General features: G+C 70.3%; 25 protein-coding genes. 17 read left to right on the top strand and 8 right to left on the bottom strand.

Annotated elements, in window-relative coordinates:
* Positions 1 to 3 precede the first annotated feature (3 nt).
* From ABD811_RS00440 to ABD811_RS00380, 13 genes are all read left to right on the top strand, one after another.
* Positions 4 to 849, top strand: coding sequence for an MlaE family ABC transporter permease (locus ABD811_RS00440; RefSeq protein ID WP_344939138.1), 846 nt, complete (start codon positions 4 to 6; stop codon positions 847 to 849).
* Entirely contained in the window at positions 846 to 2102 is a 1257-nt protein-coding gene (locus tag ABD811_RS00435) for an MCE family protein (protein WP_344939135.1), read from the top strand. Before ABD811_RS00440 ends, ABD811_RS00435 begins: the two co-directional genes overlap by 4 nt.
* Complete coding sequence (locus tag ABD811_RS00430; protein WP_344939132.1) at positions 2099 to 3142, top strand: MCE family protein; 1044 nt, start codon at positions 2099 to 2101, stop codon at positions 3140 to 3142. Before ABD811_RS00435 ends, ABD811_RS00430 begins: the two co-directional genes overlap by 4 nt.
* Complete coding sequence (locus ABD811_RS00425) at positions 3139 to 4212, top strand: MCE family protein (protein ID WP_344939129.1); 1074 nt, start codon at positions 3139 to 3141, stop codon at positions 4210 to 4212. The genes ABD811_RS00430 and ABD811_RS00425 overlap by 4 nt, the downstream gene beginning before the upstream one ends.
* Positions 4212 to 5264 carry an MCE family protein gene (locus ABD811_RS00420; RefSeq protein ID WP_344939125.1) on the top strand — a complete coding sequence of 351 codons (1053 nt, stop codon included), beginning with the start codon at positions 4212 to 4214 and terminating at the stop codon, positions 5262 to 5264. The genes ABD811_RS00425 and ABD811_RS00420 overlap by 1 nt, the downstream gene beginning before the upstream one ends.
* Positions 5261 to 6382, top strand: coding sequence for an MCE family protein (locus ABD811_RS00415; RefSeq protein ID WP_344939122.1), 1122 nt, complete (start codon positions 5261 to 5263; stop codon positions 6380 to 6382). The genes ABD811_RS00420 and ABD811_RS00415 overlap by 4 nt, the downstream gene beginning before the upstream one ends.
* Positions 6382 to 7638: an MCE family protein gene (locus ABD811_RS00410; protein ID WP_344939119.1), complete on the top strand. Its 1257-nt coding sequence runs from the start codon at positions 6382 to 6384 to the stop codon at positions 7636 to 7638. The genes ABD811_RS00415 and ABD811_RS00410 overlap by 1 nt, the downstream gene beginning before the upstream one ends.
* Entirely contained in the window at positions 7638 to 8138 is a 501-nt protein-coding gene (locus tag ABD811_RS00405) for a hypothetical protein (protein ID WP_344939116.1), read from the top strand. Before ABD811_RS00410 ends, ABD811_RS00405 begins: the two co-directional genes overlap by 1 nt.
* Positions 8139 to 8154: 16 nt before the next feature.
* The gene (locus ABD811_RS00400) at positions 8155 to 8715 is read left to right on the top strand and encodes a hypothetical protein (protein ID WP_344939114.1); all 561 of its coding nucleotides are present in this window, start codon (positions 8155 to 8157) and stop codon (positions 8713 to 8715) included.
* Positions 8716 to 8746: 31 nt separating this feature from the next.
* Positions 8747 to 9544: a hypothetical protein gene (locus ABD811_RS00395; RefSeq protein ID WP_344939110.1), complete on the top strand. Its 798-nt coding sequence runs from the start codon at positions 8747 to 8749 to the stop codon at positions 9542 to 9544.
* Positions 9545 to 9558: 14 nt separating this feature from the next.
* A complete protein-coding gene (locus ABD811_RS00390) occupies positions 9559 to 10068 on the top strand; it encodes a hypothetical protein (RefSeq protein WP_344939107.1) in 510 nt (169 codons plus the stop codon).
* Between the two features lie 973 nt (positions 10069 to 11041).
* On the top strand, positions 11042 to 12265 hold the full coding sequence (fxlM, locus tag ABD811_RS00385) for a methyltransferase, FxLD system (protein WP_344939104.1): 1224 nt from the start codon (positions 11042 to 11044) through the stop codon (positions 12263 to 12265).
* Positions 12266 to 12718: 453 nt separating this feature from the next.
* Complete coding sequence (locus tag ABD811_RS00380; protein ID WP_344939101.1) at positions 12719 to 12913, top strand: hypothetical protein; 195 nt, start codon at positions 12719 to 12721, stop codon at positions 12911 to 12913.
* Positions 12914 to 13103: 190 nt separating this feature from the next.
* On the opposite strand, the gene ABD811_RS00375 is transcribed toward ABD811_RS00380, so the two are convergent.
* Complete coding sequence (locus ABD811_RS00375; RefSeq protein ID WP_344939098.1) at positions 13104 to 13967, bottom strand: NAD(P)H-binding protein; 864 nt, start codon at positions 13965 to 13967, stop codon at positions 13104 to 13106.
* A 108-nt stretch (positions 13968 to 14075) separates the two neighbouring features.
* On the opposite strand from ABD811_RS00375, the gene ABD811_RS00370 reads away from it, so the two are divergent.
* Positions 14076 to 15005, top strand: coding sequence for an Lrp/AsnC family transcriptional regulator (locus ABD811_RS00370; protein ID WP_344939095.1), 930 nt, complete (start codon positions 14076 to 14078; stop codon positions 15003 to 15005).
* A gap of 1036 nt (positions 15006 to 16041) precedes the next feature.
* Here the strand turns inward: ABD811_RS00370 and ABD811_RS00365 are convergent.
* The 3 genes from ABD811_RS00365 to ABD811_RS00355 form a co-directional block, all read right to left on the bottom strand.
* A complete protein-coding gene (locus tag ABD811_RS00365) occupies positions 16042 to 16266 on the bottom strand; it encodes an AAA family ATPase (RefSeq protein WP_344939092.1) in 225 nt (74 codons plus the stop codon).
* Positions 16267 to 16493: 227 nt separating this feature from the next.
* The gene (locus tag ABD811_RS00360) at positions 16494 to 16862 is read right to left on the bottom strand and encodes an MmcQ/YjbR family DNA-binding protein (RefSeq protein WP_344939089.1); all 369 of its coding nucleotides are present in this window, start codon (positions 16860 to 16862) and stop codon (positions 16494 to 16496) included.
* The gene (locus ABD811_RS00355) at positions 16859 to 17254 is read right to left on the bottom strand and encodes an MmcQ/YjbR family DNA-binding protein (protein WP_344939086.1); all 396 of its coding nucleotides are present in this window, start codon (positions 17252 to 17254) and stop codon (positions 16859 to 16861) included. Before ABD811_RS00355 ends, ABD811_RS00360 begins: the two co-directional genes overlap by 4 nt.
* Positions 17255 to 17473: 219 nt before the next feature.
* Here ABD811_RS00355 and ABD811_RS00350 point away from each other — a divergent pair, with 219 nt between their 5' ends.
* Positions 17474 to 18346, top strand: a complete 873-nt coding sequence (locus ABD811_RS00350) for a helix-turn-helix domain-containing protein (RefSeq protein WP_344939083.1) — start codon at positions 17474 to 17476, stop codon at positions 18344 to 18346.
* 288 nt (positions 18347 to 18634) lie between these two features.
* On the opposite strand, the gene ABD811_RS00345 is transcribed toward ABD811_RS00350, so the two are convergent.
* The 3 genes from ABD811_RS00345 to ABD811_RS00335 all read right to left on the bottom strand — a co-directional run bounded on the left by ABD811_RS00345 (position 18635) and on the right by ABD811_RS00335 (position 23090).
* Positions 18635 to 19654: a zinc-binding dehydrogenase gene (locus tag ABD811_RS00345; protein ID WP_344939080.1), complete on the bottom strand. Its 1020-nt coding sequence runs from the start codon at positions 19652 to 19654 to the stop codon at positions 18635 to 18637.
* 105 nt (positions 19655 to 19759) lie between these two features.
* On the bottom strand, positions 19760 to 21196 hold the full coding sequence (locus tag ABD811_RS00340) for a carboxylesterase family protein (protein ID WP_344939078.1): 1437 nt from the start codon (positions 21194 to 21196) through the stop codon (positions 19760 to 19762).
* Between the two features lie 955 nt (positions 21197 to 22151).
* The gene (locus tag ABD811_RS00335; RefSeq protein WP_344939076.1) at positions 22152 to 23090 is read right to left on the bottom strand and encodes a DMT family transporter; all 939 of its coding nucleotides are present in this window, start codon (positions 23088 to 23090) and stop codon (positions 22152 to 22154) included.
* Between the two features lie 157 nt (positions 23091 to 23247).
* Between ABD811_RS00335 and ABD811_RS00330 the strand changes: the two genes are divergently transcribed.
* Positions 23248 to 23700: an Lrp/AsnC family transcriptional regulator gene (locus ABD811_RS00330; protein ID WP_344939074.1), complete on the top strand. Its 453-nt coding sequence runs from the start codon at positions 23248 to 23250 to the stop codon at positions 23698 to 23700.
* 22 nt (positions 23701 to 23722) lie between these two features.
* Positions 23723 to 24190: a 4a-hydroxytetrahydrobiopterin dehydratase gene (locus ABD811_RS00325; RefSeq protein WP_344939070.1), complete on the top strand. Its 468-nt coding sequence runs from the start codon at positions 23723 to 23725 to the stop codon at positions 24188 to 24190.
* A gap of 116 nt (positions 24191 to 24306) precedes the next feature.
* Here ABD811_RS00325 and ABD811_RS00320 read toward each other — a convergent pair whose 3' ends face one another.
* The gene (locus tag ABD811_RS00320; RefSeq protein ID WP_344939067.1) at positions 24307 to 24597 is read right to left on the bottom strand and encodes a hypothetical protein; all 291 of its coding nucleotides are present in this window, start codon (positions 24595 to 24597) and stop codon (positions 24307 to 24309) included.
* Positions 24598 to 24614: the final 17 nt, after the last annotated feature.

Raw genomic sequence — 24614 nt, 5'->3', positions numbered from 1 at the left:
CCGATGGCTCTCCCCTTTCCCGGTCTCCGGCTCCTGCGCCGCCCGGGGCGCTGGCTGGCGTTCCTCGACCAGCCCGGCGACCAGCTCATCTTCTACCTGCGGGCGCTGCTGTGGACGCCGCGTGCGATCCGCCGCTATCTCAGGGAGGTGCAGCGGCTGCTGGCCGAGGTGGCGTTCGGCAGCGGCGGCCTCGGCGTGGTCGGCGGCACCCTCGGCGTGATGGTCGCGATGACGCTCGCGACCGGCGTCGTCGTCGGCATGCAGGGCTACTCGGCGTTGCAGCAGATCGGGTCGGCGGCGTTCACCGGATTCGCGTCCGCCTACGCCAACACCCGCGAGATCGCGCCGCTGGTGTCGGGGCTGGCGCTCAGCGCGACCGTCGGCGCCGGTTTCACCGCCCAGCTCGGCGCGATGCGCATTAACGACGAGGTGGACGCGCTGGAGGTCATGGGCATCCCGAGCCTGCCGTACCTGGTGACGACGCGGATCGTGGCGGGCACGGTCGCGATCATCCCGCTGTACGGGATCGGGCTGGTCAGCTCCTACTTCTCGGCCCGGCTCGTGACGACGGTGTTCAACGGGCAGTCGGCCGGGACCTACGACCACTACTTCGGCCTGTTCCTGTCGCCGGTGGACGTCCTGCTGTCGTTCCTCAAGGTTTTCCTGTTCAGCGTCATGGTGATCGTGTCGCACTGCTACTACGGCTTCCGGGCCAGGGGCGGGCCGGCCGGGGTGGGCAAGGCCGTCGGCAAGGCGGTCCGCACCTCGATCCTGCTGATTGGCATCACCGACTTCTTCGTGAGCCTGGCGCTGTGGGGCACCACGACCACTGTGAAGGTGGCCGGATGAGCGGGCGGAGGCGCGGCGATCTCGCCGCGACGGTGCAGCGGCGGCTCGCGGGCGTGGCCTTCCTCATGGTGCCGGTGCTGCTGGTCGCGCTGTCGGTCGCGGTGTACGACAAGCGCTTCACCAAGGTCAGCTGGGTGATCCTGCGCACCCCGAGCACGGGCGACTCACTGCACCCGTACGCGGACGTGAAGCTGCGCGGGGTGACGGTCGGCGAGGTCCGCGAGATCGACACCAGCGGCTCCGGCGCGACGCTCAGGCTGGCGATGCAGCCGGACGCGCTGCGGCTGATCCCCGCCGACGTGACGGCGCAGATGCTGCCCACCACGCTGTTCGGGCAGCGGTACGTGGCGCTGATCCCGCCCGCGCGGCCGAGCCCGCGGCGGCTGGAACCGGGCAGTGTCATCAGCCAGGACCGCTCGTCCAACGCGACCGAGCTGCAGGAGGTCCTCGACGAGCTGATGCCGCTGCTCACGGCGGTGGAACCGGCCAAGCTGTCGGTGACGCTCAGCGCGGTCGCCCAGGCGCTCGACGGCCGGGGCACGCGGCTCGGGCGGACGATGGTCGAGCTCGACGCGTACCTGAAGAAGATGAACCCGTCCCTGCCCACCCTCAACCGGGACATCACCGAGCTGGTCCGGCTGGCCCGCGACTACGACGAGGCCGTCCCCGAGATCCTTCAGGCACTGGACGACGCCACGTACACCGGCCGCACGCTGGTGGACCAGCGCGCGGAGCTGAGCACCGTATACTCGTCCGTCACCGCGGCGTCCCGGGACCTGACGGGCTTCCTGCGGGAGAACTCCGCGAACATCATCCGGCTGTCCGCCGACAGCCGGCCCACCCTGGAGCTGCTGGCGAAGTACTCGCCCGAGCTGCCCTGCACGCTGCGGATGCTGAACGACTTCATCCCCAAGATGGACCGGGTCCTGGGCAAGGGCGGCAAGCGACCGGGGCTGCACGTCGACGTCACGACGATGCGTTCGCGCGGCGCGTACCGCCCGGGGAAGGACGACCCGGTCTACAACGACAAGGGCGGCCCGGCCTGCTACCCCGTCCCGTATGACGGCGGCGGCCCGTCGACCCCGGTGAAGGTCGGCCGTGGCGGGCTCGGCCTGCCCAACTCGCCGGAGGAGAACCGCCTGATCAACGAGCTGCTCGCGTCCGGCCCGGACGAAGTGCCGGGGGCGCTGCCGGACTGGAGCAGCGTGCTGCTCGGCCCCGTCTACCGAGGCACGGAGGTGACGCTGCGATGAGCCGCACGGGCGGCACGCTGTCCCCGCTGATCAAGTCGCTGCTGTTCGTCGCGTGCACCGGCCTGGCCACCCTCGTGCTGGCGGTCAGCATCGCCCAGACCGACGTCGGGGCGACCGTCTCCTACCAGGCCAGGTTCACCGACGCCTCCGGGCTGCGCGTGGGCGACAGCGTGCGGATCGCGGGCGTGCAGGTCGGACGGGTGGATCGGGTCGGCGTCACCCAACGGCGGATCGCGCTGGTGCGGTTCTCGATCGAACGCGATCGGCGGCTCCCGGCGTCGGCCACGGCGACCATCAAGTACGTCAACCTGGTCGGCCAGCGGTACGTCGAGCTGGGGCGCGGCGCCGGGACGTCCGGCGACCTGCCGCCGGGCGGCACCATCCCGCTCGAACGCACCACCCCCGCGCTCGACCTGACGCAGCTGTTCAACGGGTTCCGCCCGCTGATGCAGGCGCTGTCGCCGGGCGACGTCAACAAGCTCGCCGGGTCGATCGTCCAGGTGTTCCAGGGCGAGGGCGCCACCATGGAGGAACTGCTGGGCACCATCGGTTCGCTCACCGCGATGCTGGCGGGCAAGGACCAGGTGATCGGCCAGGTCATCGGCAACCTCAACGCGGTCATCGGCAACCTCAACGCGCACAGCGGCCGGCTCGTCGACCTGGTGACCACGCTGCGCCGCCTGGTGTCCGGGCTGGCCGCCGACCGGGAGCCGATCGGCGCGGCGGTGAGCGCGCTGGACGAGCTCACCGCGAGCACCGCCGGGTTGCTGGGGGAGAGCCGCGCCCCCCTGAAGGAGGACGTGGCCCGGCTCGGCCGGCTCTCCCAGAACCTGGCCGACGAGTCCGCCACGGTCGAAAGATTCCTCGACATGCTCCCGGTGAAGATGCAGGCCATCGGCCGGCTCGGCTCCTACGGCTCCTGGATCAACCTCTACCTGTGCGAGGCCAGGCTCAGCGGCGCCTCGTACCAGCAGTTCCCGGACGCGCAACCGCCGCCACCGACCGGCATTCCGCTCACCGACGCCAGGTGCCGGTCATGAGCCGCCGGCCGCGCATCCGAAGGCGAGGCAGGCGGGCCGAGCGATCCGGGCGGCCCCTGGTGCGGCCGGTCCGCGAATGGAACCCGATCACCGTGTTCATCGTCGGCATGGTCGCCTTCATCGTCGCGGGGACGGTGGCGTTCCGCGCCGCCGACCTGCCGGTCATCGGCGGCGGCACCGGCTACGCCGCCGACTTCACCGAGGCGGCCGGGCTGCGTCCCGGCAACGAGGTGCGGGTGGCGGGCGTCAAGGTCGGCAAGGTGACCGGCGTGCGGCTGAACGGCGGCAAGGTTCGGGTGACGTTCCGCGTCAAGAGCACCTGGGTCGGCAACGCCAGCACCGCCGCGATCGCCATCAAGACGGTGCTGGGCGACAAGTACCTGGCCGTCGACCCGCTCGGCACCGGCGCGCAGGACCCGCGCACCCCGATCCCGGTGGCCCGTACCACCTCGCCGTACGACGTGACCACCGCGTTCGACGACCTCAGCGGCTCCCTGGCCGAGCTCGACTCACCCAAGCTCGCGCAGAGCCTGCGGACGCTTTCGCAGACCTTCGCGGGCACGCCGCCCGCCATGCGCAAGGCCCTGGACGGCGTCACCGCCCTGTCGAAGACGATCGCCTCCCGCGACGCCGAACTGCGCAGGCTGCTCGCCGGAGCGAACCGGATCTCCGGCACCGTGGCCGGCCAGAACGCCCAGCTCGAGACGCTGCTCAAGGACGGCAACCTGCTGCTCGCCGAGCTGCGGCGCCGCCGTGACGCGGTCCACGGCCTGCTGGTCGGGACACAGCGGCTGTCCGCCGAGCTGTCGGGGCTGGTGGACGACAACCGGCGGCAGCTCGGCGCGACCCTGCGCTCCCTCCAGGAGGTCACCGCCCTGCTCGAACGCAACAGGGCCGACCTGAACCGGGCGCTGTCACTGGCCGGGACCTACACCCGCCTGCTGGGCAACTCGCTCGGCAACGGCCGGTGGATGGACGGCTACCTGTGCGGCGTCGTCCCCAAGAACTACCTGCCTCCCGGCACGCCCCCCGCGAAGGGGTGCATGCCGCCCAAGCAAGGGGGCCGCTGATGCCGTCGCCATCTCGGAAGAAGGTCATCGCGGGGCTGCGGAGGCTACGTCGTGCGGCCTTCGTCGTGACCGCCGGTGTGGCGGCCGTCGTGCTCGCGGGCACGGCGCTCGCCGCGTTCGATGACGACCCCGGCTACACCGTGACCGCCTACTTCAGGAAGGCCGTGGGTGTTCACGAAGGCTCGGACGTGCGGGTGCTGGGCCTGAAGGTCGGCGCCATCCGGTCCGTCCGGCCGGAGCCCAGCCGGGTCCGGGTGGACATGCGCCTGGACCGGACGGTCCTGGTTCCGGCGAACGCGGGCGCGCTGGTGATCGCGCCCAGCGTCGTCGCCGACCGGTACGTCCAGCTGACCCCCGTCTACACCGGCGGCCCGCGGCTGGCCGACGGGGCGGTCATCCCGGTAGAGCGCACCGGCACCCCCATGGAGATCGACCAGTTGTACGCGACGGTCAGCAAGCTCGCCACCGACCTCGGCCCGGACGGGCTCAACCGCGACGGGGCGCTGTCGGACGCGATCCGCACCGGCGCGGCCAACCTCGACGGCAACGGCCGCGCGGCGGGCCGGACGATCGAGCAGCTCGGCCGAGCCGCCAAGACTCTGAACGGTTCACAGCGGGACCTCTTCGCCACGGTCGACAACCTGCGCAGGTTCACCGGCATGCTGCGCGACAACGACGCCCAGGTCCGGCAGGCAGAACGGCAGCTCGCCGACGTCACCGGGTTCCTGGCCGCCGACCGCGCAGACCTCGCCGCCGCGCTGCGGCTGCTGGCCGAGGCGCTCGGCAAGGTGAAGACCTTCGTCGAGGACAACCGCGCGCTGCTGAAATCGAATGTCGGCAAGCTCGCCTCGATCACGCAGGTGCTCGTCGAGCAGCGCCGGTCCCTCGCCGAGGCTCTCGACGTGCAGCCGCTCAACGTGCAGAACGTCCTCAACGCCTACGACCCGCAGACCGGGTCGCTCATGGGACGCGCCAACCTCAACGAGCTGAGCGCAGGCGGCGGGGCCGGTCCGCCGCTTCCCCTTCCGACGGTGGATGGAGGTGGCCGATGATGCGTGTCCGCCGGCTGGCAGGAGCACTGGGGTTGGTGGCCACCGCGCTCTCCGGCTGCGGGTTCGGGGGAGTCCGGGGCGTCCAGGACATCCCGCTCCCCGGCGGCCCGGACCTCGGCGACCACCCGTACACGGTGAAGGCCCGGTTCGCGAACGTGCTGAACCTGGTGCCGCAGTCGGCGGTGAAGGTCAACGACGTGGCGGTGGGCCGCGTCGCCGATGTGTCGCTGCCGCCCGGCGGGTGGACGGCGGAGGTCACGCTGCTGGTCAACGGCGAGGTGCGGCTGCCCGCCAACGCCTACGCGCAGGTGCGGCAGTCGAGCCTGCTCGGCGAGAAGTACATCGAGCTGGCCCCACCACCCGGCGGCGCGACGGGACGCCTGACCGCCGGCAGCGTGATCCCGGTGTCGCGGACCAACCGCAACGTCGAGGTCGAGGAGGTGTTCGGCGCGCTGTCGCTGCTGCTCAACGGCGGCGGTCTCAACCAGATCCAGACCATCACCAAAGAGCTCAACCACGCCCTGGGCGGCAACGAACCCCAGGTCCGGTCGATGTTCCGGCGGGTCGCGGAGCTGACCGGCACGCTGGACGGCAACCGCAAGGGCATCACCGACGCGCTGGACGGCGTCAACCGGCTGTCGGCCACGCTGAACGGCCGCCAAGCACAGATCAACACGGTGCTGAGCGACCTCGGCCCCGGGCTGAAGGTGCTCGAACAGCAGCACGGCGCGCTGGTCGAGATGCTCCGGGCGCTCGACCGGCTGGCCGCCGTCGCGGTCGACACCGTGAACAGGAGCAAAGAGGACCTGGTCGCCGACCTCAAGGCACTGGAGCCGACCCTGCGGAGGCTGGGCGAGGCGGGCCGCGACCTGCCGCGGTCGCTGCAGGTCCTGCTCACCTACCCGTTCACCGACGCCGTCCTGCCCGCCATCAAGGGCGACTACCTGAACGTGTACCTGTCGGTGTCCGCCGCCCCCGGCACCCAGATCGTTCCGCCGGTCAAGCCGAGCGGACAGGACGCCCAGTCCCGCAAAGGCACGGGCCCGCCGCTGCCGCTCCCCGGCGCCGAGACCGTCGCGCCCCCGATCGCCCCCGCGTCCGGAGGAGGGCAGGACTGATGCTCACGATCGCCACCCGGCTCAAGGTATTCGCCTTCCTGGTGATCGCCGTCTGCACGCTGGCGTTCGTCGGCGTCCGGTACGCGGCGCTCGGCGCCTACGTCGGCTACCGCGACTACTACGTGGTCAACGTCGAACTCGCTCAGGCGGGCGGGCTGCTGCGGTACGCGGACGTGACGTACCGGGGCGTGTCCGTCGGACGGGTCGGCCCGGTACGGCTGACCGACGACGGCGTCGTCGCCGAGCTGCACATCAAGAAGTCCGCGCCGAGAATCCCGGCGCGAACGACGGCGGTCGTGGCGAACCGCTCCGCCGTCGGTGAGCAGTACATCGACCTGAGCCCGCAGACCGCGGGCGGCCCCTACCTCGCGGCCGGCTCGCGGATCGAACGCGCCGCGACCACGACCCCCGCGCCGGTCACAGATCTGCTCAAGAGCGTCGACGGCCTGGCGGCCTCGGTGCCGCTGGGCGACCTGCGCACGATGGTCGACGAGCTCGGCGAAGCGTTCGACGGGCAGAGCCAGAACCTCCAGATGCTCCTGGACAACGCCGGTGCGTTCACACAGGCGGCCAACGAGCACGCCGAACCGACCAGGCGGCTCATCGAGGACGCCGAGACGGTGCTGCGGACCCAGAACGACGAGGCCGAGGCGCTCAAGTCGTTCGCCCGCGACGCACGGCTGCTGGCCCGGCAGCTGCGGACGTCCGACGGCGACCTTCGCCGTCTGATCGCCGCCGCCCCCGGGGCGTCGGAGCAGTTCGCCGGGCTGGTCCGCGACCTGGACCCCGACCTCGGCGTCCTGGTCGCCAATCTGCTCACCACCTCCGAGCTGCTCCTCACGCGGGTGGATGGCACGGAGGAACTGCTGGTCAAGCTGCCCCGCGCGGTCGCCGCCGGCTCGTCGATGATCGAGGGCGGCACGCTCGACTTCGGCATGGTGACCACGTTCTTCCAGCCGCTGCCCTGCACCAGGGGATACGGCGCCACCACCTACCGCAACGGCCTCGACACCTCTCCCGGACCGCCGCTGAACACGGCGGCGCGCTGCGCCATGCCCGCCTCCAGCGGGGTGAACGTGCGCGGCGCCGCCAACGCCCCACGCGGCGCGGTGCCCACCCCGGCCGTGCCCGGCTCCGTCCTCGGCGACACGAGCACGTCGTCCCTGCCGGGCGCCCTCGGCCTGCCCGCCCTGCCCCCCTCATCACCCCCCTCGGACATGTCCGCCCTGCTCGGAATGGCGAAAGGGGGAAGCTGATGACCCGCATCGCCGCATGGGTGGCGCTCGCGCTGGCCGTGACGTTCCTCTCCTGGTCCGGACGGGCCCTGTGGCAGACCTGGCACGACTCCGACGCGACGGCCTTCGCCCGCGAACGCGACCTGGTGCTTCGCACCGGCACCCGAGAGGTGGCCATGCTCAACAGCATCGACTGGACCCGCCCCGACGAGGGGCTGCGGCGGTGGCGGGACGCCTCCACCGGGCCGCTGCGCGACCGCCTCCAGCGCGAGTCGGCGACCAGCCGCCAGAAGATCCTGCGGGCCCGCACATCGGCCGTGGCGAACGTGGACGACGCCGCGGTGACGTCCCTGGACGTGCGGACGGGCACCGCCCAGCTCATCGCCGCGGTGCGGATCAGGCTGACACCGCAGGGTGGGCGGACCACCGTCCAGCGCAAGCGCTACGAGGCCGGTCTTACCCGCACGTCCAGCGGGTGGCGGCTCAAGTCGCTCACCGTGCTCCCGGTCAGTGCCCGCTGAGAAAGGAACGCGATCGGTGCCCGAAACGCAGGAGGACCGCCCCCGAACGGCCACGAACGCCCCAGCCGGCCACCGACCACGCCGGCCTCACCGGCTGTTCGTCGTCGCGGCGTTCGTCGCACTCGCCGGATGCGGCCTGTCGGCCCTGCGCGGACCCGCCGGCGCGGAGGAGGCCGCCTCGGCGAACCGGGCGCTCGTCGACACCGCCGCCACAACGGAGGTCATCGGCGACGTGGGGAACGCCCTGACCCGGATCTTCTCCTACGACCCGGACGACACCCCCGCCACCGAGCGCGCCGCCGCCGACGCCCTGTCCGGCCGGGCCGCCCACGACTACCGGCGCCTCTTCCCCCAGGTGAGACGGCAGGCACCGGCACAGCGGCTCGCGCTGCGCACCAGGGTCGTGCGCGCCGGCCTGGTCAGCCTCACCGGCGACACGGCCCGCCTGCTGGTCTTCCTCGACCAGGTCGCCACCCGCGCCGGAAGGCCCGCCGCCTCACCGGCGGCCGCGCAACTCTCGGTGACGGCCCACCGGCACAACGGCCAGTGGCGCATCACGGAGATCAGCTCTCGTTGACCCGAACGACCTGCCGGAGGAACCGACTTCCATGCCGAACACCACCGAGGCGGACACCACGACCACCTCCCGCGCCGACAGCCCCGCCGACGAGCCCGGCGCCACGTCCCATGACATGCGTGGCGACGAGCCCGGCGAGAAGTCCACGGACACGTCCGGCGAAAACCCCGCCGCCGAACCTGGCGACGACCCTGGCGGTGGGCGGGCCGATAAGCCCGCCCAGAAGCCTGCCCGGAACGACGCCGACATGTCCGGCCAGAAGCGCGCCGAGGACTCTGAGGACGAGGTCGTACCGGGTGGGAGGCGGCGCTGGATTCCGTGGGGAGCGGATCCGGTCCAGGTAATCGCGATCGTGCTGACGGTGGTGGCGGCGGTTGCCGCCGGGTGGTTCGGGTGGTCCCGCTACGCAGCCAGGCATGACGACTCGTTGCGTTACGCGGCGACGCGCGATCAGGTGCTGCGGAGTGCAGAGCAGGGGGTTCAGAACCTCAGCACCCTGGACTACCGGTCCCTCGACCGGAGCCTCAGGGCCTGGCAGGAGTCCGCCACCGGCGACCTGTACCGGGATATCGTTCAGGGCCGGGCGCAGTTCGAGCAGCGCGTGCGCGAGGCCCGGACGGTCACCGCCGCCAAGGTCCTGGAGGCCGCGGTCACCGAGTTGGACGAGCACGCCGGGAAGGCTCGCGTCCTCGTCGCCGTCCAGATCACCGTCACCCCGCCTGAGGGGGAGCCCGCGGTCAAGAAGAGCCGCCTCGTCGGCGAGCTCACCAGGACCGCCGACGGATGGAAGATCAGCGGGCTCGGCCAGGCACCCATCGCGAACCCCTAGGAAGGGTCACCGCCATGCGAGCCATCAACCTGCCCGTCGCGCTCGGCACGGCGACCGTTCTGCTGGTCGCGTTCGCCGTCTGGTCGCACCGGGAAGCGGCAGCCCTGCGCGACACCCCCTCCGCGCGCAACGCCGCTCTCGCCGACAACGCCCGCACCAGCGAAGTCAAAGGCCAGGTCACCGACGTGGTGAACACGGTGTTCTCCTACAACTACGCCGACGTCGGCAAGACCGAGCGCGCCGCCCATAACCTGCTCGTCGGCCGGGCCGTCCGGCAGTACGACGCCATGTTCGCCACGGTGCGCAGGCAGGCGCCGATGCAGAAGCTGGTGCTCACCACGACCGTCACCGACGGGGCGGTGAGGATGCTGCAGGGCGACCGGGCGCGGCTGCTGCTGTTCGCCGACCAGCGCAGCACGCGCGGCACGGACGGCACGAGTTCCTACGCGGGCGCGATGCTGGCCGTGGACGCGATCCGCCGGGACGGCCGCTGGCGCATCGCGGCGATCGACACCTTCTCCTGAGGATGCGGCGCGAGCCGTGCCGGTGACGCATCATCGTCCTTAGGTGACCTTGACGGCTACGGGCCCGGGCCGGGTCGCCGTCGCGCGAACGCGCGGTAGCCGGGCCGAACCGCTTCTCCGCGCCGATGTGCCCGGCCACGGCGGGCCCGGCCGACACGCCGACGGCAACCGTGACTTGCGGCACCTCGGCAGCCAGGCGGGACGCCAGCTCGCGCGCGGCGGCCAGGGTGCGTCCGGTCGCGTCCGGCAGGTCCAGCGACGACCTTGACGAGTCTCGGATCGTCGTCCACCACAAGTAACCGTGCCCCCACCGCTGGGGCAACGCCCATAAGCCACCGTACGCCTCTTGTGACGGCGTGCCCGGCGTGAAGCCCGATCACGCGGTGACATCGTCGAGGCCGGAGCCAACTGTCGAAGATCGCGGGTATCGCGCTGGCCTTGGCCGAGTGCACGCCCTTGTTCAGCGCTTTCTACGTGGCTGCCGGGGACGCGCTGGCGAGGCTTGGACCTGACCGATGCGGACCTGCGCCGTCGCCAGGGGCCCTCCCGGCCGCACCCCAGCGAGTTGACCAGCGCCCTGCTGCTCATCTCCACGGCACCAGCAACGTCCTTAAGAGGGCGGCGTCGCCGCCGGACGAGCCTCTCCACCCTTGCCAAACTTCGGAACCCCAAGCTCGCACCGAATCCCCGGGAGGTTCCGAAGCAAGAATCGGACATCACGACAGCAAAGGTTCGCCCTCCGAGGGGCGACCGCTACCAAGCCGACTATTTCCCTGGTCAATTGCCGCGTCCACGGCTCTCCTGGGCCGTCACCGTTGAAGGGAGCTGGAGGCCCGCTACCGCAAGGGCCGCCACGGTGGCGTTCGCGGCTCTCCTGGGCCGTCGCCCAGCCGCAAGCCGTGCCTGGTGCGAATTCGAGGCGAGACTCACTGAGATGCCGTATGAGCGGGCGGCGTGGTCGTAGGCTTCCGGGGTGAGCATCGACGCGACCCAGACGTCCGCGGCAGAACTGCGGAACACGATGGTCGATCAGCTGGTCATGTGGCGGTCGGTCCGGACATCGCGGGTCGAGGCGGCGATGCGCGCTGTGCCCCGGCATCTCTTCGTGCCCGATGCCTCGATCGAGAAGGCCTACGCTCAGGAGGGGGTCATCACCCACCCGGGACCGGACGGTCGACCTCGCAGCATGGCCTCCGCGCCGGCCATCGTCGCGCAGATGCTGGAGCAACTCGACGTGCGGCCGGGCCACCGTGTCCTGGAGGTCGGCGCGGGGACGGGATACAACGCCGCGTTGCTGGCGCACCTGGCGGGCCCGGATGGGCAGGTGACGACCATCGACATCGACGACGATGTCGTTGAGGCAGCTCGCAATGGGCTCGCAGCCGCCGGCTACGACAACGTGCAGGTGGTCTGCGGCGACGGCGAGCACGGCCACCCCGACCATGCTCCCTATGACCGGATCATGGTCACTGCGGGTGCCTGGGATGTGCCGCCCGCGTGGACGGATCAGCTCACTACCGGCGGCAGGATCGTGGTGCCGCTGCGGGTGCGGGGGCTGACGCGTTCGGTCGCTCTCGAACGCCAGAACGGCATCCTGCGGAGCTGCTCCATGCGGACCTGCGGGTTCATCCCGATGCGTGGGGCTGGGCACTGCCCGGAACCCACCCTCAAACTCCGCGACGACATGGAGGTCTCCCTGCGGCTCGACGACCGGCAATCCGCAGACGCCCAAGCCCTCGGCCGCGCCCTTGACCACCCCGCCTGTCAAATCTGGCTGGGTGTGACCGCCGGTGAGGAGGAACTCGGTCACGTTGAGTTCTGGCTGGCCACGATGGAAGGATTTTGCCGCCTGCTCGCACAAAGGGACGCGGTCGACCAAGGTCTCGTCGAGCCCATGTACCGCTGGGGCAGCATGGCGGTGTTCGACCAGGACACGTTCGCATACCTCACCATGCGCCAGGCGCCCCGCGCCGAGGACAGGCAGAGAGTCTTCGAACTGGGCGTCTGCGCGTACGGTCCGCACGGCGGGGAACTCGCCGACCGTCTCTCCGATCAGATCCGCAGGTGGGACCGTGAGGGCCGATCACACGCCCTGTGGATCGAGGTCCACCCGGCAGGAACCGCCCCCGATATCGAAGGCCTGATGGTCGCGGACAAACAGCACACGCGCGTGATCGTCCGGACCGCCCGTCAGTGAGTTGAGTCCCTGGCACCCCTACGTGATCGCTGGCGCTAGCCACACCGGAGGTGGAGTTCCCAGCGATGTTCCCACGCCGGTTGAGCCTGTAGTCCCTGACATTGTCCCCACAGCGTGGGCACGGCGGGTGAACATCAAGGCTCTGCGAGGTGCCGACCTTCGGGGTCTGCGCCTGGCGCACCGCAGCATCGACGGGGATGCCCTGGGCTGGATTCGTCTCAGCGTTTCCTGGGGCCTCCTGCGAGCCGGGTGCGGGCGAGCCGGAGTACAGAGGTCGCGGAAGAGTCGCCGTGACGTACGTTTCGGCCCTACCGGGGTGCTGGCGAAATAGTGGTGGCCGGGGTGGTCGAGCCATAGGTGTTCGCCGTGTGCGGTGACGGCGAGGCCGTACCTTTCCGGGGCCAGGTTCTCCTTGGTCCGACCCACCAGGCGAACACGCTGACCAGCCCCGGCATGGCGATCGTGGTCATCCGCGAAGGCATGGACTGGTGGTACGGCAACGGACAGCACCGAGTACGGGCCATGCTCGACCAAGGAGTCACTCGCACCGTGGTCGCCCGGCTGGTCTATCCCGAACGCGTCATGGACCCCGTTTGGCCCCACAACGCGCCCACCGCCGTCGAACTGGGCATCGACCCCCATGGCTGAAGAGTCCTAATCAGCGCGCGAGCCGATCGAGGACCGTATGCACCACGGCCCGGCTCGGCGCGCGCCGGTGCGGTCGAGCCCGTGGCGGGTTTCGGTGATCTGTTTGGGTGGGCCTGCTGCCCGCGCCGACCCTGCACAGCCCGTTGGCCAGGGCCAGACCGTCGAGGGTCGGCGCCGATGACAAGCACTCTCACCGCGGCTCGCCGCCGAAGTCCGCAGCGTGCTCGGCGGCCCACCCCGACAGCGGCCGGGCGCTCGCCCCGGTGATGTCGCGCACCGTGGAGGTGACGGCTGGGGGCGGGCCCGCCGCCATCCTGGCGTAGCCGGAGAGCAATTCCTCCACGAACCCGTCGGGGAAGCCGGAATCGGCCAGCAGCCGGGCGCGCTCCTGCACCGGCGACAGCTCCTGCCAGCGCAGCGGGCGGCCGATCGCCTCGCCGATCACCCGGACCTGCTCGGCCTGGGTCAGCACCTCGGGGCCGGTGAGGGTGTAACGGCGTCGGTCGTGCCCGCCTTGGGTCAGCACGTGTACGGCCACCGCCGCGATGTCGTCCTCGTGAATCGGTGCCATCGCCAGCGAGCCGAAAGCCCCGCGCACGGTGTCACCCGCCCTGATCTGCTCCCTCCACCACAGTGTGTTGGCCATGAACGTGCTGGGGCTCAGCACCGTCCATTCCATGCCCGACTGCTCGATCAGGCGCTCCACGGTTGCGTGCCAGCGGGCGACCGGGTTGGGCTGCTTCTCGGGAGTGAGCCCGGGACGAACGCCGCCACCGGTCATGAAGACGACACGGCGGACGCCGCGCTTGAGCGCGTCCACGATGGGGCGGGCCGGTTCGGCCGAGTGGAACGGCCACATCAGGAACGCCGCCTCGACATCATCGAGAGCGCCGGGCGCCTCCAGGTCCGGCGTGATCACTTCGACGTCGTGCGGCAGCTTCGCGGTCTCAGGGGTGCGGCTCGTGGCTCGCACGGCGGCGCCGCCCCGGGCCAGCCGCTCGGCCACCCTTCTGCCGACGGTTCCGGTGGCGCCGAAGACAAGGTATGTGCTCATGCCCCAACGATCACGCCGACTCAGTGGACCGCGTAGGTCACGGGGCAAAGAACGGCGATAAGTCGCATGTCATAATGATCTATGGTGAAAACTAGCACTCTGGATGCGATGGATCACGCTCTCGTACATGCGCTCCAGATCGACGGTCGAGCCTCTTTCCGTACGATCGCCGAGGTGCTTGGCACCTCCGAGCACACCATCGCCCGCCGTTACCGGAAGCTGCGCTCACACGGCATTCTGCGGGTGGTCGGCCTGCTCAACGGCCCGCGCTTCGGACATACCTCGTGGTCGGTACGCCTGGTGTGCACGCCGGATGCGGCCGGCTCGGTGGCCGGGGCGCTCGCCCGCCGCGACGACACCGTCTGGGTCCGTCTGCTGTCGGGCGGCACCGAGATCGCCTGCGGCGTCCAGACCCGTGGCGACGGGGAAGGCGACGCCCTGTTGCTGAAGAAGCTGCCACGTACCCCGCGCATTGTCGCCATGTCCGCACATGCGACCCTGCACATGTTCGCCGGATGGCGCAGCCGGGGCACTGTGCTCTCCGAGGAGCAGGCCGAGCGGCTCCGGCCGGCTCCGCCGCAGGAGATGGAGATCTCTCTGCGCAAGGAGGATCATGCCCTGCTGCGCGTGCTGGCCCAGGACGGGCGGGCCGGGTACGGCGAGCTGGCAGCGGCCAGCGGATGGTCGCAAACCACCGTGCGGCGCCGCCTCGACCAGTTGCGATCCGGTGGCGCGCTCAGGTTCGACGTCGAGATCCCTCCACAGGCCCTGGGTTACCACGCCGAGGCCTGGCTGTGGATGAAGGCGGAGCCGTCGGCCCTAGCCGCGGTCGGTGCCGCGCTGGCCGCTCACCCCGAAGCCGACGTGGTGGCGGCCACCACAGGCCCGACCAACCTCATGGCGGGCGTGACCTGCCGTGACACCCAGGACCTCTACCGCTACCTCACCGAGCGGGTGGCGCCGCTGGACGGCGTGCGCGAGTTGGAGACCGCGCCCGTGATCCGCACGGTCAAGCGGGTGGGCACCGTCCTGTCCTGATGCCTCAGATCGCCGCCAGGCGAGGCCATTCGTCACTCCGAAAACCCCGGGGGCCGATGCGGGGGTGATGTAGCAACGGAACGAGTCACGCTAAGGACCGCGGGCGAGCCGCGAGTGTTGTGCGCAGCGTTGTTGTCAGTGAGTGTGTAGGCGTCTTGACGGTCGTAGATGTCGCGGGGCAGCGCCTCGCCGCGCTCACGCGCGGGAAGGTCGTCGCGGTGACACGCCATCCTCGTTGACGTGCGTGGGATCTCAGAACTTGGTGGTCTGGAGGCGCTGGCGACTGCCGCGTGCGCACCCAAACACGCGACCTACATCTGATTACGCTCCTCGCCCTCCCGGTCAGCGGGCGTTGTCTGGTCCCTCAACGGGCATTGGGTGCGGATAGGCAATCAGGTTGTGGGCCAGTCGGGGTCAACGGAGTTATGCGCCGTTGGGTTCGGCACTGGCCCGCGCCGCAGGCACAAGGGGTGGAAGTGTTGCGACTCGCTCGCGCAGGTCACGTATGGCGGGGGAGTCGAATCCGGCGAGGTCGTCGACGAGCGCGCCGAGGCGTTCCCGGCTGTTGGACCTCAGGTTGGCCGCGGGAATGGTGTCGAGGGACCTCGACGGCGAGCGCGGCCGCGTCGTCGCCTTGGTTGCGTGCGGCCTCTCCGCGGGCGAGGACGAGTTGCGCGGCTGCCCAGCCGGGGCGGCCGTGGGGATAAGGATCACGACGCTGACCCGGCTGATCAGCGAGGTTCGCCGAACGGAGCACGCCGGTTGTATCGCATGCTGGCCGAGCGCACCAGCCCGGAGCTGCGGGCGCGGCTGGCCGGTCTGCTGCAGGTGCCTGCCGATCGGCGAGTGTCGGAGCTGGAACGGCTGCGTACCGCGCCGACGCGGGCCTGGGGCCGGGTGATGGTGGCGGAGTTGCATCGGGTGGCCGAGATCGTCGGCTCGGGCGCGGGGCCCAGGTGGAGGCGGTGCCGGGGGCATCACTTCTTGGTGAGGCGAATGAGGACCCGAACGCCGGATTCTTCACGGCGTCGGCGGGTCAGCCGCTTTGTCTGTGAGCACGCAGAGCGGCCCAGTGGCGCAGGCAGTCGGCGATCTGGGTTTCGTAGCCGTTGCGGGTGGGCCAGTAGTAGCCGGAGAAGGTGGCAGACACCGGTTCAAAGGCCAGGTTGCCGGCGTGCGCGAGGAGCCGGGCGATGGTCGTCTTCCCGACGCCGGGCGGCCCCCACAGGATGGCGGAGCTGAGGCGCTGCTGGGCGACCATGCGGCCAGCGGGGCGTCCGGGGCCAGGAGATGGTCCTGTCCGACGACCTCTTCCAGATGGGTGGGGCGCAGGCGGTCGGCGAGTGGTCGGGCGGGCTTCTCGTCGAAGAGCGGCAGGGGCGCTTCCATCGGTCTCTCGGGTCGGTGGCGGATGTGTGCGGGCGTGGCGAACCCTGCACGGGGCGCTGGCGAGCGAGGGCTCAACGCTCGCGGGGAAGCTCGCGGCGCTCATCGGGCACCGGTGCGGTCGCGTCGTGGCAGCCGTTTGACGACCAGGTCGTAGGAATCCTCGACCGCGTCGGTGACGAGGTGCTCGGTGATGCCGGGGCCCGGCCCGATCGATATCCAGTGACGTTTGTCGAGGTAGCGGCCCGGTGTGATCGAGGCGTAGCCGTACACGTACGCGCGGGCCAGTTCGGGGTCGCATTTGACCGTGATGATCTGCTCGCCGGGGTCGTCGGTGACGATGAGGAACACTTTGCCCGCGACCTTGTACACGTCGAGCTGGGGGGTGAAGGGGCATCCATGGCTGACGCCGGGCAGGGCGAGGGCTGCCTTGCGGGCGGTGTCCTGGAGCCGGTCGCCGGCCGCGCTCACCGGGACGCCCGCGTGCCGTAGGCGTAGGTGTGCGGGTCGACGGGCTGCTGGGCCTTGGGCAGGTGAGCGACGACGAGCCGGTAGGACTCGGTGACGAGTTCCCTGACGAGTTCCTTGTCGATGCCGTCCCCGCCCTCCAACGTGATCCAGTGCTTCTTGTTCATGTGGTAGCCGGGGGTGATGTGGCTGTACTGCTCTTGCAGGGCGCGCGCCTCGCCGGGGTCTGCCTTGAGGATCACGACGGGACGCCCCGGGACCTCGGTCATCAGCATGAACACCTTGCCTCGTACCTTGAAGACCTCCCAGTCGGGGCCGAAGGGATGCTCGAGCTCCGATCCGGGAAGTTCCTCCGCGCAGGCGGCCGCGGTCTTGTGCAGGGTCGTTCCGTTCATAGGGGCTGCCCTCCTCGGGTGACGACGGGCCACGGCATCGAAGGCCGCGCGGTCGCGGTGGCACGTCCCATCCTGTCCCCGAAACCGGCAAAACGGGCGGTATGCTGCGGACACGTGATAGTCGACAAGCGACACTCCGGGCAGTCCAGTCCATCCGGGCCGACCACGGTTCCGCTGTACGGCTTCCAGCCCCCGGCTGGCACTCCTTACGGGCTTGAGGTGAGCACCGTGGAGGACTTCTTCGCCCAGCATGACGACTGGCCCTGGAACCCACCCCGGCCCGGCCGCGCGACCTTCCACTACCTCATCGCGGTCACCGAGGGTGAGTTGCGGCACGATGTCGACCACGTCACTCGAACCGTCCTCCCCGGCCAGTGGCTGTGGGTGCGTCCCGGGCACGCGCAGTGCTGGCATCCGCCAGGCGACGCCCGGGGCCCGTTCATCCTGTTCGAGCCGGACGTGCTGACCTCTGACATCGCTCGCCTGCTCGCCCCGCTCACGGCGCACGAGGCCCCCGCCGTGCTGACCCCGCATCCCGATGACGGCGCCTGGCTCCAACAGACGGCGCTCCAGCTCTTGGACGAACACCGGGCGCTGGGGCGCCGTCGGCTCGATGTCCACCACGCCCTGCGGCGCAGCCTGCTCGCATCGCTGCTGCTGCGCCTCGCCAACTCCCCGGACGTCGCCTCCGCGGACACGACGGCCGGTGCGGGCCATGGTGGCACCTACGGACGGTTCGTGGACGCCCTGGAGCTGCACTTCCGCGAACTGCACAGGGCCGCGGACTACGCCGAGCTGCTGGGTTGTTCGGTCCGCACCCTCAGCCGCGCCGCCCGGGCTGCCACCGGCAAGGGCGCGCGGGAGCTGATCGACGAGCGGCGGCTGCTCGAAGCCCGGCGGCTGCTGGGCGGCGCCGGGTGGGATGCCCGGTCCGTGGCCGCCCATCTCGGTTTCACTGATCCCGCCAACTTCGGCCGCTTTTTCCGTGACCGCACCGGTCTCACGCCATCGGCGTTCGCGGCCAGCGAGGCCACGGTCGCTCCGTATGCGGAGCGTGGCAGTGGTCCGCGGGGCCGTTCGGGGTCGCGGTGATGGGCCGCCGTCCACGCCGCCGTCCACGCCGCCGGGCCGAGGTCGACCACGCGATCGGCGACGGCGATCGTGTCGAGGCCTCGCTCGACGAACACGACGGTGGCGCCGCTGTCGACTGGACGTTGCGGCACGCCGAACAGGACGCGGACGTCGTGCTGATCGCGGTCGAGTTCGGCGGCGAGTTCGAGGCGCTTCGATGGCTTGCCCATGAGGCTGTCCTCTCGCACGCGCCGAGGTGGGCAGGGCGAGTCCGGCCCGTTTCAGACTGGGGTGTCTCAGCCGTCGAGCTCAGTCGAGCAGGACCACGTGCTTGCCCAGCGTCGCGCCGGACTCGACGTCGGCCTGGGCGTCGCGCACCTGCTCCAGACCTCGGTAGGTCCTTGCGACCAAGGCCTTGAGCCGGCCGTCGGCAATCGCTTGGAGCTGCTGGTGGAACACCTGGGGCGGCAGGTCGGTGGCCGTGCCCGCGTAGCTGGTCAGCCGCACCCCATTGCGGATCATGAACGGGGTGAAGTCGGGGATGGACCACCCGCCCGCCAAGGCGCCGGTGAAGCAGACGGTGCCGTGCACCCGTACACAACGGAAGGTGTCCGGCAGGACCGTGCAGCCCACCAGCTCCAGCGCCGCGTCGACGCCCTCCGGCACGAGGGCCCGGATCTTCTCGGCGAGGCGCCCATCGTCCGCGACCGGTTGATCAACGCCCATCGCCCGCAGCTCGTCGGCACGGTCGGCCTGCCGCGTGGTGGAGATGACAGTGGCGCCGATCTCCTTGGCCATCGTCGCCGCGCTCAGACCCACCGTGGAGGTGCCGCCGCGGATCAGTAGCGTCTGCCCAGCCCGCAGGTCGAGGCCCGTGGCGAGGGAGCCGTAGGCGGTCTGGAACATCTCCGGCAGGGCGCCGACCACGTCCCATGGCAGATCGGTCTCGAACGGGATGACCTGCCCGGCGGGGACGGTCACGTACTGGGCGTACGAGCCGTCGAAGGACCGGCCCATGCCGCCCATCATGGTCGCGACCTGCTGTCCCGGGCGCAGCCCGCTGTCCTCGTCGGCCTCCTCGACCACGCCGACGCACTCGATGCCGGGGACACGCGGGTAGGTGACATCCGCGTCCGACTCTCCCTTGCGGGTGGTGATCTCGGACTCGTTGACACCGAACGCCTTCACCTTGATGCGCAGCCAGCCGGACTTGCGTGCGGGCACCGGCACGTCCTTGATCTCAAGTGCGTCCAGGCCGCCCGGACGGGTGACGACGACGGCCCGCATCGTCGCGGGTGAGGCGCCGTCGGCTGCTGCGGGGTGGCTCATGCCAGGCTCCTTGTCGTGTTCGTTTCTCCGGGGGGGGAAGGTCGAGCCGCGTGAGGCTCTGGGCGCGGGTGCCCGGCCGATCACATCGGTCTTACCCGTTGACTGTCAGGGGCGGTCGATACCCTCGAACAGCTCGAGGGCCGCCTGGTAGTGCGCGGTGGCCTCGAAGGGCGGTTCGCCGACGCTTTCCGAGGTGGGCCGATCAACGACGGCGGGCCACAGGCGGTTGCGCTCGCCGGTGGCGAAGTCGAGCACGATGTCGCGGATACGCGTGTCGCGCTCGGCCTGTTCGGCGCTGCGGCCCGGCTGCTCCTGGCCGACCAGGGCGTACATCTCGGTGCCGTGCACGGCAGGCGCGCCCTCGGCGGGCCCGATCACCAGGAGATGGGCGTTGCCGCCCGCGGCGGCGTGGGCCAGGGCGCCGCGCGCGGCGGGGAGCCCGTAGACGTAGTCCGCCAGGAGCGCGGCGCGGACCTCGGCCGGAGTGCGACCGCCCTCGGCGTAGGCGTCGACGATCTGCCGGGCGCGGGAGCGGGGAATGCGCCACCCGGCGACTTCATCGACGACGCCCTCGATGGTGTGCGGGTCGAACCGGTCGAGGTCGTTCGCCACCCACCAGCCCATGTCGTCACTGGCCATGCTCAGCAGGATGTCGATGTCCCGGTGCGCGCCCGAGGCCAGGACGTCCATGGGGTGGGCGCGCAGCACCGCACCGGGTTGTCCACTGTCCAGGACGACACCGATGGCCTTGGCATCCACCCCGGCGCGGACGCCGAGGTCCGTCGGAGTGACCTTGTGCAGGGCGGCCACCAGGGCGGCGGTGTCCAGGTCGAGCAGCTTTTCCGGGTTGTCAGCGACGTCGAGTTCGGTGACGAACCGGTGGGCGAGCTCTTCGGCCCACCAGGCCGGATGGACACGCGCGGGACCGCCGGAGAACCCGGCCAGACGCCGGTACAGGCCGTTGGCGGAGGGTGCGCCGAGCAGCCCGAAGGCGGAGAAGCCGCCGGCACTGTGGCCGTAGACGGTGACGTTGTCGGGGTCGCCGCCGAAGTAGGCGATGTTCTGCTTGATCCAGGTCAGCGCGGCGATGACGTCCTGCAGGCAGAGGTTGCTGGCCTCGGCGAGAGCGCCGCCGTACTGCGACAGCGAGACCGCGCCCAGGGCGCCGAGCCGGTAGTTGATCGACACGCTCACCACGCGCCCCGTCGCGGCGAGCCCGGAGGCGTTCGAGGTGATCTGCGTGTTGGCACCGTACTCGAATCCACCGCCGTGGATGTACACGGCCACCGGGAGCGCTGCCCCGGCAGGCTCCTCGGGAGCCCACACGTTCAGGTTCAGGCAGTCCTCGCCCGTCCCGCTGTCCGCCTCCAGCCAGTCGCCGCTGTCGGGCTGGACCGGGGCGACGCCCTTGCGGTCGTAGGGCCGGTCCGGATCGAAGTCCACGAGTTGGGGGCGGCGGTACCGCTCGGCGGTGGCGTACGGGATCCCCCACCAGGACCGCACCCCTGGTGCAGTCGGGGCTGTAGGTGCGGTGGCGGTCATGACATCTCCTTCGAGGCACACGGAGGGTGTTGCGTCAGGGCTGCCGCGTCGCCGTAACGCACGGTGAGAATCGCGGCGCTCATCCATGATGAATTCGCTTCCGGCATATCGGTTCGTCGGGGGCGGACAGGTCATAGTCGCCAGAAGACACCCGCAGCTCTCGGATGGCTCTCCTCGACGAGGCTGCGGTGCGCTGTCCATACCGCGGGGGCTGACAGGCGACGCCGCACTATCGCCTGCGCTGGGCTGTGTACGCGGGAGCCGGAACGCGCGAACTCAGCCGTGGATGCATGGCCGCCCGAGATCGAGGGCCCCATCCGGATCTTTGTCAGGCAGAGACAGCCGAGCAGGCACGGGTTTCCTCGGTGCCGAATGCAAGCCCCCTCCGGCGTAGCGCCAAAATCCGATCCTCCTCGGGTGCCGTTTGGGGAGACCACTGGGCGGCCGGACCAGGGACTCGCCCGACGGTCTTCGTTTACCGCAACGGCCGAACTCGCGACCGTTCCGGCGCCGGTAGCTCCAATGTGCGGCCGGCGTCCGGTCGGCAGGACCCGCAGGACGACAAAGTCGCCGGCCAGTGTGCCTTTGGAGCCCTGCCGCCAGTTCAGGCGGACGTTGGTCTGACGGCCTTGTCCATCACCAGTTCGTGCAGGCTGACCGGCTTGGTCCGGTAACGCGGCAGAGTGCCGTCCCCGCCCGGTGTAGGCGGGAGCGTGCGGCACCGCGTCCGCCGCGTGGGCGGTGCAGGCCCCCTTGACCTGAACCATGAGTGCCCGTCGGGCACGTGGGGTCCGAGTGGGACGGTGATGGGCCCGTGGTCACCGGGGGCGAGGGTGGTGCCGCGGGTGATGGTAAGGGGCCGGCGTTGAGGTTGACCGGTGCCGGATATGAGCAGAACGAAGTCGAGGAGGTGTGACAACGTCTCCGGGCTGGGGCGCCCTCAGGACGGACGCCTTCAGGCGCGCTCGCCGACCGGGGTCGGCTCGGGAACTGGGCATTTCTCGACGGCCGTTCGGCGCTCGACCAACCCGAGTGCCACACCGGCGATGATGATCATGCCGCCGATGACCTGCGCGAGCTGGACTGTCTCTCCGTTGATCACCACGGCACCGAGCACACCGAACACCGGTACCAGGTTGAGGATGTTGACCGCGACGCTCGAGGTCATCCGGCGCAGGCCGTAGTTGTAGAGGAGGAAGCCGCCGACGGAACACGCCACGGCCAGATAGGCGAGCAGCGCCGAGGTCTGGGTGTCCGGCACCCGCCAGTCCCCGATCTCCAGGAGGGAGGCGAGAAGGAAGCCCCCGGCGCCCGCCACGGTCTGGCGGTAGGTGAGGTTCAAAGCGTCCTGCCCGCGGCCCGCGGACTTGCCCAGCACGTTGTACCCGGCCCACACCAGCCCGCCGAGCAGCAGCAGGACATCGCCGAACCAGCGCGCGCTGCCTCCGACTTCCGCCCCGTTGCGCACGACCAGGAAGGCTCCCCCCGTGGCGAGCAGCACGCCGCCGACCCGGAGCAGCGGCATCCTGGTCCGGAAGACCACCAGTTCCAGGAGCATGGTCATCAGCGGATAGGAGGCGACGATCAGAGAGGCGTCGGAGGCGGTCGACAGTTCGACGCCGATGTTCTCCAGCACGAAGTAGACCGTGATGCCGAGCAGGCCGCTCAGGTAGATCATCCGCCGCTGGCGGGCATCCGGCCGGGCGGCCGGGGTGCGGCGCATGCGCACCATGATCCCGAGCAACACGGCGGCGATCGTGAAGCGGATTGCCCCGATGGTCAGCGGCCCGGTGTCCGCCAGCACCTTCTTGGTCACCGCGTACGAGCTGCTCCAGAACAGCGCGGCCGCCACGACGGAACAGATCGCCAAGACCCTGGCCTTCCGCTCGTCCACCCCTGATGCCCCTTCCCGTCCGAACTCCTCGACTCCGCTCGGACCGCATAGAAGACAAGCGAATCATGAACGGAATAATGCGCATATGTTAGCAATCAGTCCGTCAGTATGGCATACTGGCCGAATATAATTCGGCCTCCTGGGAGCGTGACGAAACATGGACGAACTAGATTCGGCGTTGCTGCAGCTTCTGCAGCAAGACGGTCGGCGCACCAACCGGGACCTGGCCCAGGAGTTGGGCATCGCCCCCTCCACCTGCCTGGAGCGGGTGCGCTCCCTCCGTCAGCGCGGTGTGCTGCTCGGATTCCACGCCGAGGTGGACCTCCCCTCGCTCGGCCGGGGGCTGCAGGCGATCATCGCCGTACGGGTACGGCCGCCGACGCGTGCGGTCATCGAGCAGTTCCAGGCCTTCGTGGCGCGAATGCCCGAGGTGATCGAGGTCTTCGTGCTCACGGGGACCGACGACTTCCTCCTCCATGTGGCGGTTCGCGACACCGACCATCTGAATTCGGTGGTCCTGGACAAGCTGACCGAGCGACAGGAGCTTGCGGACGTACGCACCTCGGTGGTCTACGGGCACCTGCGGAAGTACGCCATCGAGCCGATGTGAGGCAAGGCCGCCGAACGCGCCGATGCCGCCTACGAACCGTCCCAGTTCATCGAAGGCGACGAGCACATCGTCGTCATCGGCGACGCCCGCAGCGCCCCCCGCAGCACCAGCGCGGCGACCACCGTCCGGGAACTGCACGTACAGATCAGGGACGGTCGGCTGCTCGGCCCGGAGGTCTTCCTCAACGCCCCCGCACCGCTCCTGGCGGGGGGCGACCAGCATCCGACTTGCTGGCCTGCCGGAGTGTACGCGGGAAGGCGACGAGATCCGCCGCGAGGTCGAGGCGCCCAGCTTCCTCACCAGCGCGGTGCAGATCGTTGCGGAAGTCGCTCAGGCCGCCGAGGATGCCAACCACCACCCTGACATCGACATCCGCTGGCGCACGCTGAACTTCGCGCTCACCACGCACGATGCGAATGGCTTGACCATGCGGGGCTTCGACCTGGCTGCGCGCATCGACGAGATCGTCGCCAAGCACGGCGGGCGGTAAGCCGTGCGTTATGGATCACGACGCATTGGCGGGCCGGGTGCGTACGTCTTCCAGCCGGTCGACGGGCGGCGGGGCCGAGTCGAGGTGCAGGTATCCGAACGAGATCACCGTGAGCGTCATCGTCTGATCACGTTCTCGGGGCTGTCCAGCCAGATGTTCTGGCCTGTGAGGGTGACCGTCATACCGAACCGCTCGCGTCCGGGCCGGCCGACCCTCAGCCACCACAGGTAGGCGGCTTCGGTCTCATCCCACAGACGGCGGTCCCCGGCTTGCTCCACCGTGTATTCGTCGGCGCCGGGTTCGTACTCCACCGACGCCCACGATCCGGTACCGGGGCCACGGTTGTCCAGCAGCCAGACGGTGACCTCGCCGGACCCGGCCAGGTCTGAGAACGCGCGGCATTGCACGCCGGGGACGTTCGCGG

This window comes from Actinomadura miaoliensis (assembly GCF_039536785.1).
In the GTDB taxonomy this organism is placed as follows: domain Bacteria; phylum Actinomycetota; class Actinomycetes; order Streptosporangiales; family Streptosporangiaceae; genus Spirillospora; species Spirillospora miaoliensis.
Note: the sequence above shows the minus strand (reverse complement) of the source record. Positions and strands in the feature narration are given on the sequence as shown.

Coding starts and splice junctions, on each gene's coding strand:
- ABD811_RS00440 (WP_344939138.1), top strand. CDS start 4: ATGGCTCTCCCCTTTCCCGGTCTCCGGCTCCTGCGCCGCCCGGGGCGC.
- ABD811_RS00435 (WP_344939135.1), top strand. CDS start 846: ATGAGCGGGCGGAGGCGCGGCGATCTCGCCGCGACGGTGCAGCGGCGG.
- ABD811_RS00430 (WP_344939132.1), top strand. CDS start 2,099: ATGAGCCGCACGGGCGGCACGCTGTCCCCGCTGATCAAGTCGCTGCTG.
- ABD811_RS00425 (WP_344939129.1), top strand. CDS start 3,139: ATGAGCCGCCGGCCGCGCATCCGAAGGCGAGGCAGGCGGGCCGAGCGA.
- ABD811_RS00420 (WP_344939125.1), top strand. CDS start 4,212: ATGCCGTCGCCATCTCGGAAGAAGGTCATCGCGGGGCTGCGGAGGCTA.
- ABD811_RS00415 (WP_344939122.1), top strand. CDS start 5,261: ATGATGCGTGTCCGCCGGCTGGCAGGAGCACTGGGGTTGGTGGCCACC.
- ABD811_RS00410 (WP_344939119.1), top strand. CDS start 6,382: ATGCTCACGATCGCCACCCGGCTCAAGGTATTCGCCTTCCTGGTGATC.
- ABD811_RS00405 (WP_344939116.1), top strand. CDS start 7,638: ATGACCCGCATCGCCGCATGGGTGGCGCTCGCGCTGGCCGTGACGTTC.
- ABD811_RS00395 (WP_344939110.1), top strand. CDS start 8,747: ATGCCGAACACCACCGAGGCGGACACCACGACCACCTCCCGCGCCGAC.
- ABD811_RS00390 (WP_344939107.1), top strand. CDS start 9,559: ATGCGAGCCATCAACCTGCCCGTCGCGCTCGGCACGGCGACCGTTCTG.
- ABD811_RS00380 (WP_344939101.1), top strand. CDS start 12,719: ATGGCGATCGTGGTCATCCGCGAAGGCATGGACTGGTGGTACGGCAAC.
- ABD811_RS00375 (WP_344939098.1), bottom strand. CDS start 13,967: ATGAGCACATACCTTGTCTTCGGCGCCACCGGAACCGTCGGCAGAAGG.
- ABD811_RS00370 (WP_344939095.1), top strand. CDS start 14,076: ATGGATCACGCTCTCGTACATGCGCTCCAGATCGACGGTCGAGCCTCT.
- ABD811_RS00365 (WP_344939092.1), bottom strand. CDS start 16,266: ATGGTCGCCCAGCAGCGCCTCAGCTCCGCCATCCTGTGGGGGCCGCCC.
- ABD811_RS00355 (WP_344939086.1), bottom strand. CDS start 17,254: ATGAACGGAACGACCCTGCACAAGACCGCGGCCGCCTGCGCGGAGGAA.
- ABD811_RS00345 (WP_344939080.1), bottom strand. CDS start 19,654: ATGAGCCACCCCGCAGCAGCCGACGGCGCCTCACCCGCGACGATGCGG.
- ABD811_RS00340 (WP_344939078.1), bottom strand. CDS start 21,196: ATGACCGCCACCGCACCTACAGCCCCGACTGCACCAGGGGTGCGGTCC.
- ABD811_RS00330 (WP_344939074.1), top strand. CDS start 23,248: ATGGACGAACTAGATTCGGCGTTGCTGCAGCTTCTGCAGCAAGACGGT.
- ABD811_RS00325 (WP_344939070.1), top strand. CDS start 23,723: ATGCCGCCTACGAACCGTCCCAGTTCATCGAAGGCGACGAGCACATCG.